Genomic DNA, 18,380 nt, shown 5'->3' on the forward strand with positions numbered 1-18,380 from the left:
GTCTATACACACTCATCATCGCTGACCGGCAGCGTGAAGTGATTGAACACGAAGCCGTGATAGGGCTTGCCGTTGATTACGAGCCCGGTCCAGCCGCCACCGACCCATCGCACAAAGATCGGCGTATCGCCGGGAATCTCCTGGTAGCCGGCTGTGAACGTCGCGTCATAAGAAATCGATTCGAGTTGCAGCGCCGTGGGCAGCGTGAATTCTGGAATCGCACCATCCGCCGCGAATACCTTGCCGCTGTAATGGCTGTCGGCGTGCGATAAGCCGGTGCCAAGCTGATGCCACTGGTAGTACTTCCACGCCTCCTGCGGATCGCCGTCGATGGCGGCGCTGTTGATGTAGGCCCAGAATCCGCGGTGCTCGCCGGCGACGGGAATGAAGATGGCCCCCTGGTACTGAATCTCGTTCTCTTCGCCGTAGATGACAGCCTCGTGGCTCAGGATCGCCCAGATTCGGCAGCCGACGAAAAGCCCGGTCTCGCCTGGCACATTCATGACGAAGTAATCGTCGGTGTCATCATCCGGGTCTTTGCGCCATTTGTTGAAGGCCACGCCTGAGAATGGCGCTGGGTCCATCTCCATCCGCCGCGCCCGAAAATACTCGATTGGCACCGTCGCCTCGTCCGGATAGCCGGTCGCGTCCTCTCCGCAGACGACGTGCTCGGTGATGATGAGCGGCACGAGGTGATGCACATTCTGGAGCATCGCGTCGAGCGGCCCATCCGGCTGAATGCGCAGCGCGGCAATATCCGATCGCAGGCTGTTGATGTCGTCTTTGAGCTTCTTAAACTGCTTTCCTGCAAAATCTCGATGCCGAAAAAGATCGGCGAAGCGATCGCGGATGAGGTAGAATACGTTCATTCCCCGCCCTCCGGAAGCTGCTGCGAATCGTCGCGATTGAACTTGAGCGAAGACCGAACGGCCGGATCGAAAGCCAACGACACACCAAGAAGCGGCGCGCCCAAATCCTCAAAGCCGGTCGATCCGTGACTGGCCGTGCGAAGATTGATTCGTCGCGCCAGTGTGAAGAGCTCGGCGGGGAGATCGCCGTCCAGCGGCACCTCGCCAAGAATGGTCGGCTCGGATAGGGCGGCGTGCGCGGCGATGCAATACTGTTCGACGTTGACGCCGGCAGGCACCTTGATGATGAGCTCGTTTGCACAGCGTATCGGTGCCATTTGAAAGGCACGTCCCTGAAAGCCGGTTTCCGGAACACGGTGCGAGGCAATGTAAATCGGCGTGGCGGCCGTCCCTTCCGTGCGAACGCGGAGTTTCGCGGCCATCGCCACGGAGCGGCCGCGATGGCTATAATATCTGTAGGCGTGCGGGTTGCGCACAAGGCGCGTCGCGATGGCCGGGTTCTTCAGCCAGAGAACCCTGTTGGCGATGTCGATCGACTCAATGGGCCGGGCGACCCATCGGCTCGCATCCGGGTTGTCGTCATGCACTCGCTCGACGTGTGCTACACGAATCATGTCCTCGGTCAGGTCATTACGCTCCCAGGTGAATCGGCGATAAACCGCGGCCATGAATTCGTTGGCATATTCCCCGGTTTCTTTTGTGCGATCGAAGGCATCCTTCAGCGTCCAGTTCGATTCGTTGGTTGCATCTCGTCCCGGCGCGAGGTAATCAGGATCGGGGTCGGGTGGGTTGACCACAGCCCACGCTGGAATCAGCGGCACATCTTCCAGCACTTCCACATCGGCGCCAGCCTGCGTCTTTCCGCCGAGGGTCCGAACAGCACCGCCGCGCCCATCGAGCGACGGCGTTAAGGAGAGTTGCTCCACGCGCGTCGTGTCGATCGTCAAGTCGTAGGCGTTCGTCTGGTACAGCCGCACGAACCGGTATCTCGGCGCATCGCCCGCCGAGGCCGGCGGTGCCAGGAACACGCGCACGCCCGGTGCCGATGCCGCGATCTTCCGCACGGCCTCATCGATCGACTCGCCGCCCAGCGACACCGGCAAACATTGCACTGTGTCCGCCCCAGCGACGAAGTCGGCGCTGGTCGACACGCCCTTGGCCGACATGATCGCGGCGACATTCGTCATCGCGAAAAACGAGGCAATGACCGACGAAAGCGTTCCCGTCGCCAGGTTGATCTCCGGGAAGCCGTCATTGTTAACGGCCGGGTCGAAGCGCAGCGCGTGCGACCGATCAAGAATCGAAAGTTTCACCGCCGGGAAGTCCTGCTGTGTCGCCACCGGAATCGGCAGATAGATAAGCCCCTCGAAGACAATCGTGCCATCGCGCTCCAGCCGCGCCGGCGTATCGCAGGCCCATGGCGCGCCGCGCCAGGTGCCATCCACGCGAATGACGAGTTCGGCCGGATCGTCGTAATTTCGCTCGAATGTGACCAACGACACCGGAATCGGCAATGCGCCTGCCGGCGCGTCACCGAGCACGATCGATCCATTGATGATCAGGCTGTAGGCCAAGGTCACACTCCGATCATGGCGGATAGACTGGCTGGCTTGGACCGACAGCCGTGATGATGAGTTCCTCGCAAAAGCGTCCACCGAATCCCGACGGCAGCGGCGGCTTCGACACCTCGTCGATGGTCCATTGCAGGCACACCATGCGCTCGACAACGCCGTCGATGACAACGATGTCGCCGACCAACCCCTGCAAATCCTGAATCGCGTCGATGGCCGCATTGAGGGCGATGTTGTCGTTCGCCCGCGCTGTCAGATAAAAGAACTTGGACCAGAGTAGGTTGCGGCTCTCCGAGTTGACGTCGGCCCGTGACTGAAAAAGGCCCGCGCGGCGCACTGGCGGCGTGATGAGGTGGCTGCCCGGCTCGACGCGAAGGAACACATCGCCAACCTGCTGTCCGTTGAATAACAAAACCTGTGCCACGCACAAAGCACTCCGTGTTACTACGCCTTAGCGCCGCCGACGCCGGCAATCGCCTCTTCGCCCATGCCCAGCGACTTGAGCAGGGAATTGCCGATGCTCACCAGCGAGGCGATGAGCTCCTCCAGTTTCGGACTCTCAGTCACAACCGCTTTCTGCGGGTCCGCGCCCGCATTCGCGGGAGCAGCCGGATTCGAACTTATGCCGCCGCGAAGGTTGCGACGTTGCCGATTGCGGTTGGCCCGAATACGCGCATCCTCCTCCAGAATCTTCCGAATGCGATCGGCCTCTTCATCTAGTCCTTGCGTTCGCTCGCCTTTCACGTCGCGCAAGTGACGATCGAATATTCTGCGTCGATCGCGCGGCGTGATGCGATAGCCTTCGCGGCGCAGCCGCTCCGTTTCCTCCGCCGCGCGCCGCCGGGCTTCTTGTCGGACGCCGCGATCGCCTCGCTCGACGGCCCTTTTTTCTTCCTCGATTTTTCGCTGGCGACGGTGAAACTCGTCACGCTTGGCATCGGTGAATTCGAGATCGCCTGGCCGAGACGCGGGGCGAACCTTGAGCACCTTCGCCGGCTCGCTGAACTGATTGATGAATCCGCCGATGGCCCCACTGATCCGGGTGTTGCCGCCTAGTACGCCGCCGGAGAGGAGCGACTTTGCATTGTCGCCGAACAAGTCCCATAGCGTTCGGCCGGCCTTCGATCCTGCAGCCACCGTAGCCGCAAAGAGCGATCCGGCGAGCATCCCCTGCATCGTTCCTGGAGCACCGCCGGCACGCGACTGAAGCGATTCTCTCGCCTTTTCGCCGCTGATTTTCGACTTCACTCCTGCCGCCATTTCACCGGACAAAAGGGCGTCGAAGGATAGTTTCAATCCGGCCAGCGCCGACTTGACGAGAAACCCAGCGAGTGCACCGGCCTTTCCGGCGCTGGTGCTCGACGCATCGCGATCCGCTTCATATGCGCGCCGCCGTTCCTCAGCGGCCTGCTCGCGCCTCTGCCTCGCCGCCTTAAAAGTAGGGTCCTCCGGGTCGGTTACGCCGAACATCTGTCCTAGTTGTGTTTGATTTCCGGCCTTGTCGACCATGAAGCCCGAAAACCACTGTGCCAGCCCCTCGACAATTTTGCTGTGAATCTCCCCGATCGCTGTAATGAGTTCGCCCATCTTGACCGACAAGTCGTACAGTGCCTGTCCAATGACATCCGTGAGCGGCTTGATCGTGTTGCCCCATGCCGGCAGGAACTCGGACTTGAGCCAGTTAAATGCCGTTTTCAAGGCACGGGGAATCTCATCAACAACCCACCTGAACAGCGACTTGAGTTGATCCCAGGCATAGGAGAAGATGTCTGGCAACATCGAGAGGCCCTTGAGCAGCCCACCCAGAATGCCGCGCCCCAGCGCTTCGCCGAGGTCGACAACGGCAGCGCCCGCGAGATTAAGCAGGCCCGGACCCTGTCGCATCTCTCGCCCGCTCAAATCCTTTCGTACATTACCCTTCGCATCACGAACGAATTTTCCGAACATTAATTCGCCAATCGATCCACCTTTTTCGACGTGCTTTGTGACGCCACGGAGAATGTCAGCGAATCCTGCCAGTCCATCCTTGAGTGCCTTGCTCTTGGCAACCGCCAGCACCAGCTTGTCGACGCCGTCTCCGATCAAGTTCTGAATACCAGACCATAGAAAGAATGTCTCTTTGCCGCTCACGCCGAGCGACTTGGTCTGTGCTCGCATTTCCGCGAGCGCCTGGCGAATGGTCTCGGCCTTCTGTGCCGCCGGTCCAAGCTGCTCGAACGCGCCGGACCCCTTAATCGCATTAAACGATCGAGCCACACCCTCGGCACCATCGACAAGAATTCCGAAGTCGTCGAGGAAAAGCGTCGACCCGCGAACGAGCCCTGTGATGACTGTGTTGAGCGCCTCGCCGGGGTCCTTGCCGGTCGCGACCGACTTTTTCGAAATGAACTCGACGGCCGTGAGCAGATCATCGAAGCTCATCGACCCCAGCGCACGGTTGGCCAGTGCCATGCCTTCGGCCATGCGCATGGTGCCCGAAGCCGCGCGAACTATCTGCCGGGCCATGACGTCCGCGTTCTTCGAAGACTGACCCGTCAAGTTCAGGAAGCCGCGGCGAATGACCTCCAGCCTCGATCCGCGATCAACAACGCCGTCGATGCCACGCACCAGCGGCATCAGCCCGAGGTTGACATCCCGCAGAATTCCGAGCCCGGCCTTCCCGACGTTGAGCGGAAGCGCGAACGCCTTGCCGGCGAGACCCCCAAGGAATTTTCTGAAGCGCGTCATCGCCGATTGAAGCCCGGCCTCGGTGCCGTCCTCCACGCCGATCCGCATGCTGAAATTCAGGTCTGCCGCCATAGTGCCGTTACTCAGTCACATCGATCTTCGACAATCCACCGATCCTTCGATTCAAAAGCCAGTTCCGCCAGAGTCCTTCGTGCGCGAGCCGGAAGCGCCGCGACCATTTCGATCGGAAGCGCCGCTAGAGCCGCTAGGTCGCGGAGTCGGATGAGCTCGCGGAGGCACCTGTCTTCCCACGCTTCCCCGAGCTCGCAGTAGGGTCCGTTTTCACGCCTAGCGATCCTTCGCATCCCGCTTTTTTCAGATTGTCGATGATGTCTTCGACGCCCTTGGGGGGAATGCCGATGAATGCGACCAGCCCGGCGCACACTTCAAACTGCGCGACGAGCGGCAACGCGCCGAGGAAGTTTCCGAGCCGGCTCTTCGTCTCGTTCTCATCCTCGTAGAAATCGATTGCCGTGCCGTTCTTGTCCTCGACGCCCTTCCAGCCCTTGACCATCCGCTCCAACTGATACTGCATTGATTGCAGCGACTTGTCATTCACGGCGTCCAGTACGGCCGACCGGTCCGCCGATGTCGGCCGCTTCATGATCAGCGAAAACTTGTCATCGCCTTCGCCGAATTCCAGCGGCGGCGGTTCACTCAGGAAATCCAGTTTCATCTTTCGTTCTCCTCGGAAGGTCAACGCCGTCGGTCATTTGAATTACAGTAACAACGTGTCGGCACCAATCAAGCTGCCATAGGTAATCACATCCGGAATCGCTGCGCCTGTGTGATAGGGCTTTACGGCGATCTCGACGATGATCGTGCCGTCCTGCTCATTCAGCGTGTGATTGACGATTTGCGCCGTTCCGAAAGTCTCGGTCACGGTTTCGTTCGCCGTGCCCGTGGCGTGCACTACCACCAGCGGCACTTCCGTGCCGGCGAGAATCAGGGCGAGCCAGTCGGCGTCCGTCGCGTTAAATTGAGCGACGATATTCACCTCGTCCATGTGCCGGCCGTCTTCGAGGAAGATGCGGGCGTTGTTCGAATCCGGCGCGCCCAGGGCGTGCTCGATCGTCATGCTACGGCGATAGGAAAGCACCTTGGTGCAGGCCACGCTGTTGAGCGTGAGTGTCGCGGCCTGAAGTTTGAATCGCCGCGCGTTGGCCTGCGTGCCGGCAGAGACGCCGGTCGTTTCCGCCGCAGACATACACTCAAAATCCATCGAACCCTGTAGGACCGAGCTCGCATCAGGCGAGCCCGACCGCGAATACTCCATCGAGAGTGCGGCGGCGACAACGCCGAGATACTGCGCATGGCCCACGCCCGCGCGGGTGTGGGTGATCGAAACGGACGGCTGCACGCCGGATGTCCGCTTCGTCACCATCGTGAGGATGGACCGAATCGTATTGATGTTGAATTCCGGCGTGAATGTCAGCCGTGCTGTCGCCCCGAGCGGAACCTGTTTGGTGTCATAAGGCCATGTGCTCGACGAGAGAATCTCGCCGACGTGCTGCGTGATCTGCGGCACGAGGCCCTGTCCGAGGAACGGCATGTGCAGCGGGAAGGTCGAAGCCTTCGTCCCGCGCGTCGTCTCTTTTCCAAAGAGAACGATGTCCGTCATTTTCTGTGGCATGAATCAGCCTCCGTGCCTAATCGTTGTCGCCAGCGTCCTGCCAGCGAAACCCATTTGCCTGCTACTTGCCTGCCTTCATCGCGGCAAGTTCCTGTTCCTTTTTTGCGATCGCGGCCGCCGACGATTGCGCCTCCTTCGAAGCCGCATCGATGGCCGCTCGATCGACGCTGAAGACCAACTCGAATTCCGCGCTCTCGCCGCCGCAATACACCGCCGCCGCCGCGAGAGACATTGTGTAAATATGGCCCTTGGCCACCCAGCCGATGGAGTGTTGGCCATCCGGCCCGCGCACTTTGCGCACCAGTACAAAGCCCGGCGGCAAGGCCATCGCCGCCGACAGTTCCTCAGTCGATGCGCCTGACGCGCCATTGTTTTTTCCGTTCGCCATGATTTGCATCCTTTCAGGTTCAAACAATCGCGGCGATCGCATCGGTCGATCCGTCCGCGACAACTGTCAGTTCCATGACACTTTCCCATTCCTCCGGAAGATCTAGCGGCAACTTGTCCTGTTGCGCCTGCCCGACGATAAAGGCTTCCACAATGAGCGGTTCGGCCGTGCCGGTGTCCAGCGTCGATGCCGGCTCCGGTCCCATTTCTTTCCACATCCGAATGAGCGCACAGCACGTGTACCATTCCATTTTCCGGATGTCTTCGAGCAGCATCTTTCCCGAAAACAGCAGGAGCTCATATCGGAGCAGGAACCGCGCCGAGCCGCTCGAATAGCGCGGGTCGATCTCCGTGCCGTTCGGCATGATGATGATGCGCTTGCCCGCCGTGACCGCGTCTTCCAGGTTTCGGCGGATGTCAACCCGCCGATCCCATGCCTGAAGTCGTCCGCCCGGCACCATCGCCGCGAGCGGCGCATAATTCGCAAGCTGGTCTTTGACCAGCGTATCGATTGCCCAGAATGGACTACTGGCCGGCATTGTTCGTTCGCTTCCCTAAGACCCTTCCAAAGTGTTTCGTCGCAATCGACAGCGCAAACGCCTGCGCCTTCGAATCGAATTTCAGGTACGGGCGCCCCTTGATGTTGACCCGCTTAACGAGAGCGAACATGACTTCACCGGCGCGTTTGACAATGCGATCTTTGCCGGGCGTTCCGTCTGCTTTGGTCTTGCCGGGGACGGTGACATTCTCGGATCGCACGAGCGCCGGGCCGATCCATTTCTTGGTACCGATCTGGATCTCCGCGTTCGGCACGAATCGCATCGAATCGCTCGGCAGATCGCGCGGCCACACGCCGCGCCGCCTGAGATTGGCCGGCACAGGCAGCGCCAGATACTTGTGTCCTTTCGGCTCGACCGGTCCGCCCAACTGCTGAATGCGGGCATAGATGAGATTTGAACCGACAGCCACGCTCGCGGCGTCGATCGCGATCGCCAGCGACCGGGACAGCCGTCCGCTCGAAGGCCCCCATTCCCGCGTTCGCGTTCGAAGGGAACGTTGCGCTTCACGGCGAACATAAAGCCCGATCTGCCCGAGCCATCGCCGCGCATCGACGGCATTGGATCGAATCCGATCAAACACCCGTTGCAACTTTGCAACAGGATTGCCCACAGGCTTAATAATAGTCCGCAAAGCCACATCAGAAGCCTTTCATCGAGTCGGACGTAAAGACGCGCTCGTCACCAAAAGCCTCGGAGGTTGGCCCGCCTGAAGTCGGCGACGGAAGCGGCGCGGCTCCGGGAAGCGCCGCCTTGCCGCTTTGTATGTCGCGCAGCAAATCGATCCAGTACCTCAGCCTGGTGTCGACGCCGGGCCTCAGGTTGTTCATCGCGTCGCCGTGCATTGCGAGCAGGTCATGGGCGACAACGGCGCAGACAAATGCGCGAAGCATTTCAGCCAGCGTCGAGTTTCCGGTCGTGTCGATCGGCGTGAGGTATCGGGCCGATAGTCGCGCATTGACGTAGCCGTGCGCGTCATCCAGCCGCGCCTGGCCGACCGTGTCGGACGGGGTTGTCCCGCCCGACAGGTCGGACAATTGCGCGTAGAGCTCGTCGCCGAGCCTCGTCTTCAGTTCCGCAAGCGTTGCGTAGGCCGTGCTCATGGCGAATCACTTCCCTGAGGCGGCGATCAGACCCTTGCCCGGCTTGTACACATTGCCGGCGACCTTCGCCTTTTGTGCGACCTGCTCGTCGCCGGACGGCGTGTCCGAAACAGGCGGCGGGGCGGTCGGCGACTTCACAGCCGGTGCCGGCGATGAGTCTGGAGCCGGCGCGGCGGCCGTCTCGGTTCCCTTTGCGTTCGTGGTGCCCGCCGCCTTTTCATCCGCCGGCTTTTCCGGTGCCGGCTGGCTCTTGTTTTTCTTGTCTTCCATTGTTTTTCTCCGTTCGATGGCCTTGTTGCGTCCCAAAAGACTCCGTTCAAAACCTCAATCCAGTGTCACGTCTGCGGCATTAAGCCGCTCAGTTCAGAACCGTGCGAATGGCGTAATGCGGGTAGCCGTAGGTCATGCGATAGCGGGCGCGAACGCCGTAAAGATACTTCTCTCGCATGAAGGCTTCCTCGCTGTCGTCCTTGTCCATTGACCTGAACTCAACCGGCTCCCGGTCCTGCAGAACGAACGGCCGCACGACACCATCGGTCTTGAGCAGATAGAACGTGTCGGTCGCGGTCAGGTACGGGAAGGAAATCACGCGGGCAAGCCCGTTGATGACGTTCGTCGTGTTCACGACGATCGCGGCCGAGACGGCCTCCATCGCGTTGAAGTAATGGTTCGGCGGCACGACCAGCACCAGTCCGCTCATGTCGAGCATCATCGGCAGCCCCTGATCGTCCTTGAATCCAGCCATTTGGGTCACGGCCTGCATGATGGCGTCGCGCATTTCCGAAGTTGTCGGATTGGCCGGCGTCGTCACGTTGAAGGTGAGATTGTTGTCCTGCGATCCGCTCGCGCCGGACACGTGGGCGTCATTGAAGTAAGTCACGCCGTCATAGCTCAGGAATCCGGACGATCCGCCGTTGATGAGCAACTGGGCGAGCAGATAGTCCTTGTGCGTCGCAGCGCGAAGTGCGAGTTCATTTATGCGAATCCTGATTTGCCCGGTCTGATCGTCCGAGATTTCATCGCGGTCGACTTCCAGTGTTGCCTCATACTTCTGGTTTTCAACCGAGTAGCTCTCGACGCGCAGCCCCTTGGCAATGCGGCCGGCTCCCCATTCCCGCATCTGGGGCACCGAGCCGAGCCAGCGGTAGTCCTCGGTTTTGGTTGTGGACTTCAGGATCGTGACGAGGTCCTGATAGTGTGTCTTGGCCGCGTCGAATCGATTGAAGAATTCGCTGCGCAGCCCCTTGGTCGCAAGACCGGTGCTGGTAATGCCATGTGCCGGCCGCATCAGGATCGCGAAGATCGCAACGGCCGCGAGAATCAACAGTGTGTTCATTGTTCAGTCCATTCCTTTCGTCAGGCCGCCCAGCGGCCGTTTGTTTTGACTCGTGTCAATCCGTTGACACTTCTTGCTCCGGCGTGCGGCCGGTGAGTTGATGACTGCAATCCGCCGCTTACAGCGGGACCGCGACGAGAACGACCTTCATCTTGCCGGCAGCGCCCGCGCCGCTCGTGGCCTGGGTGACTGCCGCCTGGATGCCCTTGCCGGCGGCGGCAACAGCGCCGAGGTTTCCGGTTGCGGCGTTCACGACCGTCGCGGACGAGCCGCCTTCCTGCACGATGTCATTGAGCGCGTCCGCGCCGGCGTCGGTCGGCGTGAGCGTCAGGTTTATCGGCGTGCCGTCCGTGTCCTGAATCGTGATGATGCCCTGATCCTGCGAAGCGCCCGCAAAGACTTCGGTGATAACGCCGCACACGGCAAAGACGAGCAGGCTCGTCTTGTTGAAGAGTGCGGGAATCAGAACTGAAGATGTCGGCGTGACGCCCGTTTCGCAGTCGAGCTCGCAGCGCGAAACGATGAGGCCCTTGTCCATCGTTATCACCGGCTCCAGTCGCACAATGGCGTAACCGGTCGAATGGAAGCCGATCGCGTGTCCGATCTGGGCGTTGGCGGCGGGAACGAGGGTGTAATCGTTGTCGGTCGACGCATAGACCGCCTTGCCCACGTCGGTAATCGCAAACGACGTGATCGGCAGGATGAAGTCGCCTTCCTCGATGCGGCAGGTTTTGTCGCCGCTCGATCCGGTGTTGTTGACTTCCTCGTAGGCCATGCCGACAAACAGCGTGGACGGCGTGAAGGGCACGAGATAGCCGGCCGCATTCAGGCCGCAAAGACCGCCCTTGTAAATGTGCGTGCTGCCGGCGACTCCGTAGCCGCGCATTTTTTCGTCGACCATTCGGTTGCGCTGCGCGTTGGCTGTGAGCGCCGCCATCGGCGTCGGGAAAAGCAGAACCGCCAGGACCATCGCGGCGGCAAGAGAAATAAAGGGTTCCATGTGATGAGCCTCCTTGCTCGGTTTTGTTGCTCAAATTCCTCAAACAAGACTGGCGTCTAATACGGTTGCGGTGGATGATCAGGCGACGAGTTTCTTTTCCTCGTCGCTGAGTTTGGTCGAGAGCTTCGCCGTGCGCAGGGCGTCCACGACATACGCCTCGCGCGTGGTGAGGTCGGCCAGACCGGGCTCGGCGTCGAACTCGGCCTTCGCCTTGTTGATGGTCAACAGGCGATCGCCGCCCGTCGCCGGCTTCGCGGAATTCGGCACCACGCGGCCGGGGGCTGGCACCTTGGCCGGCAGCACGCCGACAAAGGTGTCCCACAGCTTTTCATCCGCCGCCATCCGCTTGAGCTCCGGCCCCCTGGTCTCGTCGTCGAGATCGGCGTCGGTGATCTTGCCGTCCGCCTTCGCCTTGTTGATGCGCGTTTCGACATCGCGATTCGTGCTCGACTCTTGCAGGGTCTTGACCTTGGCATTCACCTGTTCAAGCTGGCCGGTGAGCAGGTCGGCCCGCGCCTTCCAGTCGGTGCCGTCGCTCTTGGATTCACCCTTCTTGTTGATGGCCGCGACGACATCGGCTTCCGATGCGCTGTCGGCCACGCCCGCCGCCTTGCAAATTACGGCTGAGATTCCGACCTTTGCGTCGAGCTTCGCCTTGAGTGCCGTGAACGTGGCCTCAGCCGTTGCGTCTTCCTTGACGCCCGCCACCTCGCGCAACTTCGCGAGGAGTTTTTCTAGTTCCGACATAATGTCTCCTTCCGTCGCGGCTGTTGGCAGATTGAGCCACCACCGGACTGTTGTAAAAAGGTCCTCACTATGCGCCGTTCGCATAAAATGCCTCCGTGAGTTGGCGATTGGGTCCATGCCGACGATCGCGGGTATATTGGTCAGGCTCACCGAATGCAGGCCGACAACGCGTCGGTCGCTCTTGCGAAGCATTGTGACAGGCGAGAGATAGCGATACTCTTTGAGCCGAACCGCTTCCGCGCCCTTTTTCGTCCACTCCACATTCGCCCAAATGCCTTTGCCCTCCTCGATCTCCAGCGCTTTGATCCAAGCCGCTGCAGGCGCCTGTCCAGAGGGCGATGAATAATCACCAGCCAATGTCTGGTGTTCGTAGTCGACAACCAGATCGACGCCGTGCGCCTTGAATGCCTCGAGAATGGCATCGGCCGCCTCACTATCGCATACGAAGTCACCGCTGGTGCTCTTCACTCCACCCCACGGACAGACCAGAATTCGCTCGGGCGGTTCGGCGTCGAGCGCGATTCGGCTAACAACGATCGTTACTGTTTCCGGTTTCACTCGATAACCTCCCAGCCGCGGCCCTCGCCGAATTTGCGAAATGCCGGCTGCAACTCCTTCGGAAATCCGCCGATCTTCAGCGGTTCAACGTTTGCATACTGTGCCGGGTCAAACTTGAAGCCCCTGTCCTTGGCGAGCTCGTCATCATGAGCGCCATTCTTGGTCGACTTTGAATCGTCGAATGTCGATACCTCGTCCTCAAAGACAACCTCGTCCTCGCAGTCGCACCAAAAATGGAGGGGTGGAAATGCCTTGCGATCGGTGAGTTTGAACACCTTGTTGACGTAAGGCTGGCAGATCGGGCACGCATCGCCGTTCGACACAAACATCCAGCCGGCAGCGCCGAATTCGACATACTCGCTGAAGCGCCCGGCCGCGTGCGCCATCATGAAGTTTTGGAAACAAACAAGGTCTGCGTGATATGGGTTCTCACCCGACCATCCGGCGGCGTCAGCCATCGAAGGCAGCCGCACTCGGAAGTCGCGGGATATTTCGCCGTTGGCGATCGACTTCACCAGTGCCTGGTGAATCGTCGCCAGAACGCCCATGTCATAAACGCCGGCCACGCGCGATGCCCGCGAGCGTGCTTCGAGCTCCAGTGCTGCAAACTCATCCGGGTCCAGCCCGATCCGATCGCGCAGTGCTCCAATGGCTCGCTCAAAGGGAATGCGGTTGAAGTCGATCTCGGCGTGCGCGAGCAGTACCCGCAGTTCGCTCCGATTGATTCCGAGTTTTCGCTGGGCATCCAGAATGCCGGCCATCTTCGCTGCCAGGACGGACTGCTCGGCGACGGCCTGCATTTCGTCAACAGGCAGCAGGTCGAACATCTGCGGCAGGTCCGCCAGTGCCGTCTCACTGTCTCGCCGCTTCTCGATGAAGTTGGAAACCGCCGCGATAACATTGCTTGTATGCGCGGCCGTGGCCAGCACCGCCGCCATGATCCACGCGCTCATTCGTGCTGCCGGCGTTCGCCGCCGCTTCACAATCTCGATTAACTTGCGCCGATGCACGGTCAAGCTGGAACGGCCCGCGCGCTTGTTGAAGGTCAGGTCGTTTCCAAAAGGATCGCCGCCGGTCGCGCCCGGCAGCGCATCGCCTGGTTTTTCGTCATCGGTCAAGCGAATGCCGAGCTCGTCCTGGACAACCGACTTCGGCACCTTGGCCCCGAGCCGATTGACCGCCCGGTCCAGTAGCTCCGCCATGTCCAATAGGTCGCGAGCCTCTTCGATGACACGCCGGAAGTATGGCGCGTGCATCACGCCTTCGTCGCCGAACTTCTGGCGTGCGATCGGGATGATGAGTCGCGACCGGATCGTCTCGCCTTCGTTCGAGATGTCGCGCTTCAGCAGATCTTTGCGCACTTCGTTATGGACTGTCGCCGCTGCCTTGGCCCCGCCCGTTTCGCCGATCTCCGTGGTCAGCGTCTGACCCAAAAAGAGCTTCGAGAATTCCGCGTCGATGTACTTGGCGATTCGCTCATAAGGCAGTTGCCCGCGATTGGCCGCTTCGACGAATTCAATCTCTGTGCCTTCAGGAAAGAGTCCGCCGCGATTAAGGCCCAGGTCGCGAATCAGTTTCGTCATCGCCTTGCGCGTCTCAGTGTCGCCCGGCTGGCCATACTTGGCGACAGTGATCGGCATACCGAAGAGCTCGTTGTAAATCGCCCAGCCCTTCTTCGCGAAAACCTTGATGCAGAATAGCGGCGCAGCCGGTCGCAGGAGCGCTCCGCGCACGGCAAGCCCGCCGATCGAAACGGGCCGGTGAACGATCCACTTGCCCTCCGGAAATTCGTCGATCGCGATGCCGTTCCAGTCGGATTCGAGCCGGATGCGCAGCCGGGACGGATTCATGTGATCGCAGGTCAAAAGCGCATCTTCCACACAGTGCAACGCTACAGGCACCTGTGCGCGATACTCGACTTCAGCCACTTTGAGACCGCGCCCGATCGCATCGGGCAGGCACTGCAGCGCGCAATCGAAGCCGTCGATTTCGGCGATGACTGCGGCGCAGTATTCATGCACTGCCTTGGCCTTGGCGTCATTGATCTTCGGGTGCCGGCTGATTTCATTGGCGGGCACGAGCTCCCAATTGAGTCCGCCGATCGCCATCTTGCGGGTCTCGAACACGCTTCGAAGATGGCCGTCCATTTCGCACATCGTGTCGAAGAGTTCGAACTGTTCGCGCGGCTCGCCCTCTACGGCCGTCTTCAGGATGCGGACAATGCGCTCGGGCGTCGGGTTGCCCCGAAACAGATCGGCAATCTCGAAACCTGTTGATGTCGGCACGACGATGCGTCCGCCCTTTTGCGGCCGTGTGGCCTTGGCGGTCGGCGGTCGTGCGGCGTTGGCGATGCGTCCGGTGGCCGCGCTCATTCGTCATCCCCCCATCCGTCGTCATCGTCCAATGCCCGATCGGCAAACACGCAACGCTGCACCGGCTCGTACACGGGCATCGGCGCTGCCTTCGTGATGCCCGCATGAATCGCCATCGCCATCGACCAGAACCGGTCGGCATGCGAATCGCCGGCCTCTCCCTCGAATCGCTTATTGCCCGCCGCCGTTGTCGTACAGCGAACGCTGTGCAGGTCCTGCCGTAAATCGTGATCGTCCGGGATTAAAATATTCCGCTCTTCGAACAGACCGCGCAGATCGCCCGCGAGAATTTCCTTCAGCCCCTGAAACTTCACGCCTTCGACGCGCGAACTGCCGAGCCGCTTTTTCATTGTGTCAACGATCGGTTCGCCCATGCCGCCTGCATCGAGCACCAGCCGAGTAAATTTCGGATAGTGTCGGCATGCCGCCTGTACGGCATCGTACTGCTGCTCGAACGGCATCCGTTTCATTTCAACCATGCCGACCGTGGTAAAACGGTTCGCTCGCTTGGCCAGCAGTGTAAGCACGGAAAGATGGTGCCACCGGGCGATGTCCCAACCGCCAAAGATGCTGTCATCGTCGCAATCGATCAGCCGCTTCGAAGCCTTGTCGCTCGTGCATCCCTGAATGAGTTCCCACGGCAGCCAGCAAATTTCGTCATCGACAAACTCGCATAGGTATTCCTGCCGCCAGGCGATGTCATCATTAAGCGCTGCTTTCAACATCGCCGGGTCTTGCGGACAACCTTGTTCGACGGCCTCGTAAATCGTGAGCCGGTGCGTCGACCAGATCGAGTCGGGTTTGATCGCCTCTTCCCATTTCTTTTGAAACCAGCCCGGCCTCGGCGTCGTGATGATGATGAACTTGTAGCCGCCGCGCGAAACGACCGGGAACGCCGTCGTGAAGAGTTCGCGGTTGCGCTTGGTCAACGCCGCCTCGTCCCATAGCACATTGCCCGTGAAGCCGGCAGCGGAGTCGGGATTGCCCGAGACGACAACAACGCGCGAGCCGCCCGGATATTCGAGTTCGAATGATCGCTCCTCCAGCTCATTCACCACTTCGCGCATGCTGGGTGCGATCAGAATTTTTTTCGCCGCTTCGACCGCGCGGGCCACGTCACGAATCTTGATGGCCATCTCGCGCGCTTGCGAAAGCGACCGGCTGATGACGGTCCAGAGTGTTTTCTTTCCTTCGGCCTCAGTCATCAGGATGTCGTCGTTAACCAGCAGCGCCGCGCCCATGCTCTTGCCGCACTGACGAGACCACATGATGATCATGAATCGCGCCTTATTCGTGACGAGCCGAACCTGGTATGGATACGGCTTGATGACCGACTCCATCGCGTGTTCAGGTTTGTATTCGTTCGCCGCAACCATTAAGCGATTCCCAGTACCTTGAGTCGAATTTCCCGCACCTGTTCGGGCGTCAATCGAACGTCATTCGTAGTGACTTCGAGAGCCTGCTCCTGTGCCTTTCGAAGCTCGGCCATCTTCGCGTCATGTATCTCAGCGGCCCGCGTCTCCGCGTCCCGGATAATTTGCAGCCGGTCATATTCCTGCATCCGCGCAATCAGCGCTGCCGCGTCGGTCGGTTTCATCGCCCCCGACAAGGCCGACTGCATTGAGACGATCATGAGTTGGTCCACCAACTCCTTTGCCGATGGCGGCGTTGTTATTTCGGGCGGCTCGGTCCACTCCGTCTTGCGTATCCTGCCCGCGTATTTTATGAACGTGCCAATCAGGATGCCGCGCGTGGCCAATCCAAAACGGCGGAAGATCGACGATGCCGACTCATTGGCATCGGAGCGAATCGCTTCATCGACTTCGGACCGGATGGCCGGATCGAGATCGTCCATCGATTTGTTCTTGGGCGGTCGCCCGCGCTTTGGCATCAGTCGTTTATCCCTGCCGTCGCAGTGCATCGAGTTCGTGCGTTGCGTCCTGCAAATCGCTGTGCGATTGCATGAGCTCGATCGCCAGCTTCGTCATGCGGTGTGGTTCGGCTCCGAGAATCTTCTCCGCCGATTTCGAGGTGTAGGCGCTCACTTCACCGAGTAGCGCCTTCGCCTTGTCATTGCAATTCGCCACGGCCTTTTTGACCGCGTCGTGCGCATCCGCAACCAGTACCGCCTTGCTCATGGAAACACCGCCTTTACTGCCAGCCCAGCCAGAAACGCGCCGAGCGATATACCTCCGGAAATCATGGCCAGCCGCCATTGGGCCTTGCCGATGAGGTCGGCAAACGATTTATGGTCCTCGCGATTCTCCGCCTGGTGCAACGAGAACTGGTGTCGCGGGACATAGTCGACTTCGATCGCATGAATCTTTTCGGTCTGCTCGCGACGGCTTGCGAAAAGCGTTTTTGTTTCCGCCGATGTTTTCTCAAGGTGCGCATTGAGTCGCGCCGTCAGCGTATCGATCGAGCCGGAGACCTTGGCCTCCAATGTGCGGATGTCGCCGCGTAGCTCCTCTTGACCCGCGATGATTTCGGCTCTCTCTTGTCCTGTCACGCAAATAATCTCCTCTGCCCGCTTGGCTCAACTTCCAATCGTTCGAGCCAATCTCGCGTCATCTTCCGCACGCCCTTGAGCCGCCAGGCATTGCCGACGATTCGCGAATGCAGGTTGGCTCCATAGGCTTGCAACTCCGTCAGCGTTGTCGCGATGAACACGCCCGGCGGCGATCCGCATGTCGAGCAGACCGGCACACCCTGTTCGATCAGTTGCAACTGCGCCCATTGCAGCACCCGCGAGTTTGTTCCGGCGAGCTTCGCAAGCTCGCTCTGTTTCACCGGCTTCGCCGCGCCGTATGCATCCTTCGCCTTCAACGCCGCGTACACCCGCGCCGCGACTTCAGTCAGTTTCGATGCATCCGGTCTGTCATGCGGGCCGCGTTCCATACTTGATCCGATACATCGCCTCGTCTTTCACAAGCCGCGTGAATTCCTGCCCCTTCTCGGTCAGCGTTCCTTCGCCGCTGACGAACTGCCAACTCAGGAGCATTGCCGCCGCCTCCTGCCACCCCTCGTCCGTCACGAGGCTCGCGAGCGATCGCCCGCGCGACATCGCCAGCAGAATCTCCATCGCCCGCGTCTCACTCGGTCCCATCGCGTTCCCGCCTCTCCCACAATCTCAGTCCCGTCAGCGAGCTTGTCGCCATCGCGATAAACTGCCCGCCGATACCCTGAGTCCGACACGCCATCTTGATTCGTTCCCGCGTCTCTTCGCTTTCGAGTCCCTCGCCGTAGTAACCGGCACTCTTGCACACCACCTTGCCGCCGGCCTGCCGCGCCGACAGAACATGGTCGGCGAATCGTCGGTCGAACTCGGCGGGCGAGATCGTCACAGTTTCTGTTCGACCTTGGCCACCGCCTGGCGGCCGGTGATGATCGCGAAGCCGAGCAGGATTTTTTCCCACGCCTGATTCCAGCCATCGAAGACGCCTTCGATGATGCCGCCGGCAACCGCCAGCACGCCGAGCCAGAACGTTTTTGTTTTGACAAGTGCCTTGAAATCCATGTC

The 18,380-nt window shown here is 60.3% G+C and carries 23 protein-coding genes; all 23 read right to left on the reverse strand.

Features of this window, described 5'->3' with window-relative positions:
- Nucleotides 1-2: 2 nt before the first annotated feature.
- The gene (locus KF841_14135) at nt 3-869 is read right to left on the reverse strand and encodes a hypothetical protein (GenBank protein ID MBX3396496.1); all 867 of its coding nucleotides are present in this window, start codon (nt 867-869) and stop codon (nt 3-5) included.
- Nucleotides 866-2,443 (reverse strand): hypothetical protein, encoded by a 1,578-nt coding sequence (locus KF841_14140; GenBank protein ID MBX3396497.1) that lies wholly within the window; start codon nt 2,441-2,443, stop codon nt 866-868. Before KF841_14140 ends, KF841_14135 begins: the two co-directional genes overlap by 4 nt.
- A 13-nt stretch (nt 2,444-2,456) precedes the next feature.
- The gene (locus tag KF841_14145) at nt 2,457-2,864 is read right to left on the reverse strand and encodes a hypothetical protein (protein MBX3396498.1); all 408 of its coding nucleotides are present in this window, start codon (nt 2,862-2,864) and stop codon (nt 2,457-2,459) included.
- Nucleotides 2,865-2,884: 20 nt separating this feature from the next.
- Nucleotides 2,885-5,239, reverse strand: a complete 2,355-nt coding sequence (locus KF841_14150; protein MBX3396499.1) for a hypothetical protein — start codon at nt 5,237-5,239, stop codon at nt 2,885-2,887.
- Between the two features lie 133 nt (nt 5,240-5,372).
- Nucleotides 5,373-5,843 (reverse strand): hypothetical protein, encoded by a 471-nt coding sequence (locus tag KF841_14155; protein MBX3396500.1) that lies wholly within the window; start codon nt 5,841-5,843, stop codon nt 5,373-5,375.
- A 42-nt stretch (nt 5,844-5,885) separates the two neighbouring features.
- Complete coding sequence (locus tag KF841_14160) at nt 5,886-6,800, reverse strand: hypothetical protein (protein MBX3396501.1); 915 nt, start codon at nt 6,798-6,800, stop codon at nt 5,886-5,888.
- Nucleotides 6,801-6,861: 61 nt separating this feature from the next.
- Nucleotides 6,862-7,188, reverse strand: coding sequence for a hypothetical protein (locus KF841_14165; GenBank protein MBX3396502.1), 327 nt, complete (start codon nt 7,186-7,188; stop codon nt 6,862-6,864).
- Between the two features lie 19 nt (nt 7,189-7,207).
- Entirely contained in the window at nt 7,208-7,726 is a 519-nt protein-coding gene (locus KF841_14170; GenBank protein MBX3396503.1) for a hypothetical protein, read from the reverse strand.
- Complete coding sequence (locus KF841_14175) at nt 7,713-8,378, reverse strand: hypothetical protein (protein MBX3396504.1); 666 nt, start codon at nt 8,376-8,378, stop codon at nt 7,713-7,715. The genes KF841_14170 and KF841_14175 overlap by 14 nt, the downstream gene beginning before the upstream one ends.
- A gap of 7 nt (nt 8,379-8,385) precedes the next feature.
- On the reverse strand, nt 8,386-8,847 hold the full coding sequence (locus KF841_14180; protein MBX3396505.1) for a DUF1320 family protein: 462 nt from the start codon (nt 8,845-8,847) through the stop codon (nt 8,386-8,388).
- Nucleotides 8,848-8,853: 6 nt separating this feature from the next.
- On the reverse strand, nt 8,854-9,117 hold the full coding sequence (locus KF841_14185; GenBank protein MBX3396506.1) for a hypothetical protein: 264 nt from the start codon (nt 9,115-9,117) through the stop codon (nt 8,854-8,856).
- Nucleotides 9,118-9,205: 88 nt separating this feature from the next.
- On the reverse strand, nt 9,206-10,183 hold the full coding sequence (locus tag KF841_14190) for a Mu-like prophage major head subunit gpT family protein (protein MBX3396507.1): 978 nt from the start codon (nt 10,181-10,183) through the stop codon (nt 9,206-9,208).
- A gap of 118 nt (nt 10,184-10,301) precedes the next feature.
- Nucleotides 10,302-11,183, reverse strand: coding sequence for a hypothetical protein (locus tag KF841_14195; GenBank protein ID MBX3396508.1), 882 nt, complete (start codon nt 11,181-11,183; stop codon nt 10,302-10,304).
- A 78-nt stretch (nt 11,184-11,261) separates the two neighbouring features.
- Nucleotides 11,262-12,488, reverse strand: coding sequence for a hypothetical protein (locus KF841_14200; protein ID MBX3396509.1), 1,227 nt, complete (start codon nt 12,486-12,488; stop codon nt 11,262-11,264).
- A complete protein-coding gene (locus KF841_14205) occupies nt 12,485-14,860 on the reverse strand; it encodes a DUF935 family protein (GenBank protein MBX3396510.1) in 2,376 nt (791 codons plus the stop codon). The genes KF841_14200 and KF841_14205 overlap by 4 nt, the downstream gene beginning before the upstream one ends.
- Nucleotides 14,857-16,236 carry a terminase family protein gene (locus tag KF841_14210; GenBank protein MBX3396511.1) on the reverse strand — a complete coding sequence of 460 codons (1,380 nt, stop codon included), beginning with the start codon at nt 16,234-16,236 and terminating at the stop codon, nt 14,857-14,859. The genes KF841_14205 and KF841_14210 overlap by 4 nt, the downstream gene beginning before the upstream one ends.
- Nucleotides 16,236-16,751 (reverse strand): hypothetical protein, encoded by a 516-nt coding sequence (locus KF841_14215; protein ID MBX3396512.1) that lies wholly within the window; start codon nt 16,749-16,751, stop codon nt 16,236-16,238. Before KF841_14215 ends, KF841_14210 begins: the two co-directional genes overlap by 1 nt.
- A 7-nt stretch (nt 16,752-16,758) precedes the next feature.
- Nucleotides 16,759-16,998, reverse strand: coding sequence for a hypothetical protein (locus tag KF841_14220; GenBank protein MBX3396513.1), 240 nt, complete (start codon nt 16,996-16,998; stop codon nt 16,759-16,761).
- Entirely contained in the window at nt 16,995-17,369 is a 375-nt protein-coding gene (locus KF841_14225; protein MBX3396514.1) for a hypothetical protein, read from the reverse strand. The genes KF841_14220 and KF841_14225 overlap by 4 nt, the downstream gene beginning before the upstream one ends.
- Entirely contained in the window at nt 17,366-17,758 is a 393-nt protein-coding gene (locus KF841_14230; GenBank protein MBX3396515.1) for a hypothetical protein, read from the reverse strand. Before KF841_14230 ends, KF841_14225 begins: the two co-directional genes overlap by 4 nt.
- Nucleotides 17,739-17,966 (reverse strand): hypothetical protein, encoded by a 228-nt coding sequence (locus KF841_14235; GenBank protein MBX3396516.1) that lies wholly within the window; start codon nt 17,964-17,966, stop codon nt 17,739-17,741. Before KF841_14235 ends, KF841_14230 begins: the two co-directional genes overlap by 20 nt.
- On the reverse strand, nt 17,953-18,204 hold the full coding sequence (locus KF841_14240; GenBank protein MBX3396517.1) for a hypothetical protein: 252 nt from the start codon (nt 18,202-18,204) through the stop codon (nt 17,953-17,955). Before KF841_14240 ends, KF841_14235 begins: the two co-directional genes overlap by 14 nt.
- The gene (locus KF841_14245) at nt 18,201-18,377 is read right to left on the reverse strand and encodes a hypothetical protein (protein ID MBX3396518.1); all 177 of its coding nucleotides are present in this window, start codon (nt 18,375-18,377) and stop codon (nt 18,201-18,203) included. Before KF841_14245 ends, KF841_14240 begins: the two co-directional genes overlap by 4 nt.
- Between the last annotated feature and the right edge of the window lie 3 nt (nt 18,378-18,380).

The sequence above is a fragment of the Phycisphaerae bacterium genome, from assembly GCA_019636475.1.
GTDB lineage: Bacteria > Planctomycetota > Phycisphaerae > UBA1845 > UTPLA1 > JADJRI01.

Bases quoted from the DNA above. Each gene is read 5' to 3' on its own strand.
- KF841_14135 (MBX3396496.1), bottom strand. From the start codon at position 869: ATGAACGTATTCTACCTCATCCGCGATCGCTTCGCCGATCTTTTTCGG.
- KF841_14150 (MBX3396499.1), bottom strand. From the start codon at position 5,239: ATGGCGGCAGACCTGAATTTCAGCATGCGGATCGGCGTGGAGGACGGC.
- KF841_14155 (MBX3396500.1), bottom strand. From the start codon at position 5,843: ATGAAACTGGATTTCCTGAGTGAACCGCCGCCGCTGGAATTCGGCGAA.
- KF841_14160 (MBX3396501.1), bottom strand. From the start codon at position 6,800: ATGCCACAGAAAATGACGGACATCGTTCTCTTTGGAAAAGAGACGACG.
- KF841_14165 (MBX3396502.1), bottom strand. From the start codon at position 7,188: ATGGCGAACGGAAAAAACAATGGCGCGTCAGGCGCATCGACTGAGGAA.
- KF841_14170 (MBX3396503.1), bottom strand. From the start codon at position 7,726: ATGCCGGCCAGTAGTCCATTCTGGGCAATCGATACGCTGGTCAAAGAC.
- KF841_14180 (MBX3396505.1), bottom strand. From the start codon at position 8,847: ATGAGCACGGCCTACGCAACGCTTGCGGAACTGAAGACGAGGCTCGGC.
- KF841_14185 (MBX3396506.1), bottom strand. From the start codon at position 9,117: ATGGAAGACAAGAAAAACAAGAGCCAGCCGGCACCGGAAAAGCCGGCG.
- KF841_14190 (MBX3396507.1), bottom strand. From the start codon at position 10,183: ATGAACACACTGTTGATTCTCGCGGCCGTTGCGATCTTCGCGATCCTG.
- KF841_14195 (MBX3396508.1), bottom strand. From the start codon at position 11,183: ATGGAACCCTTTATTTCTCTTGCCGCCGCGATGGTCCTGGCGGTTCTG.
- KF841_14205 (MBX3396510.1), bottom strand. From the start codon at position 14,860: ATGAGCGCGGCCACCGGACGCATCGCCAACGCCGCACGACCGCCGACC.
- KF841_14210 (MBX3396511.1), bottom strand. From the start codon at position 16,236: ATGGTTGCGGCGAACGAATACAAACCTGAACACGCGATGGAGTCGGTC.
- KF841_14215 (MBX3396512.1), bottom strand. From the start codon at position 16,751: ATGCCAAAGCGCGGGCGACCGCCCAAGAACAAATCGATGGACGATCTC.
- KF841_14220 (MBX3396513.1), bottom strand. From the start codon at position 16,998: ATGAGCAAGGCGGTACTGGTTGCGGATGCGCACGACGCGGTCAAAAAG.
- KF841_14230 (MBX3396515.1), bottom strand. From the start codon at position 17,758: ATGGAACGCGGCCCGCATGACAGACCGGATGCATCGAAACTGACTGAA.
- KF841_14235 (MBX3396516.1), bottom strand. From the start codon at position 17,966: ATGGGACCGAGTGAGACGCGGGCGATGGAGATTCTGCTGGCGATGTCG.
- KF841_14245 (MBX3396518.1), bottom strand. From the start codon at position 18,377: ATGGATTTCAAGGCACTTGTCAAAACAAAAACGTTCTGGCTCGGCGTG.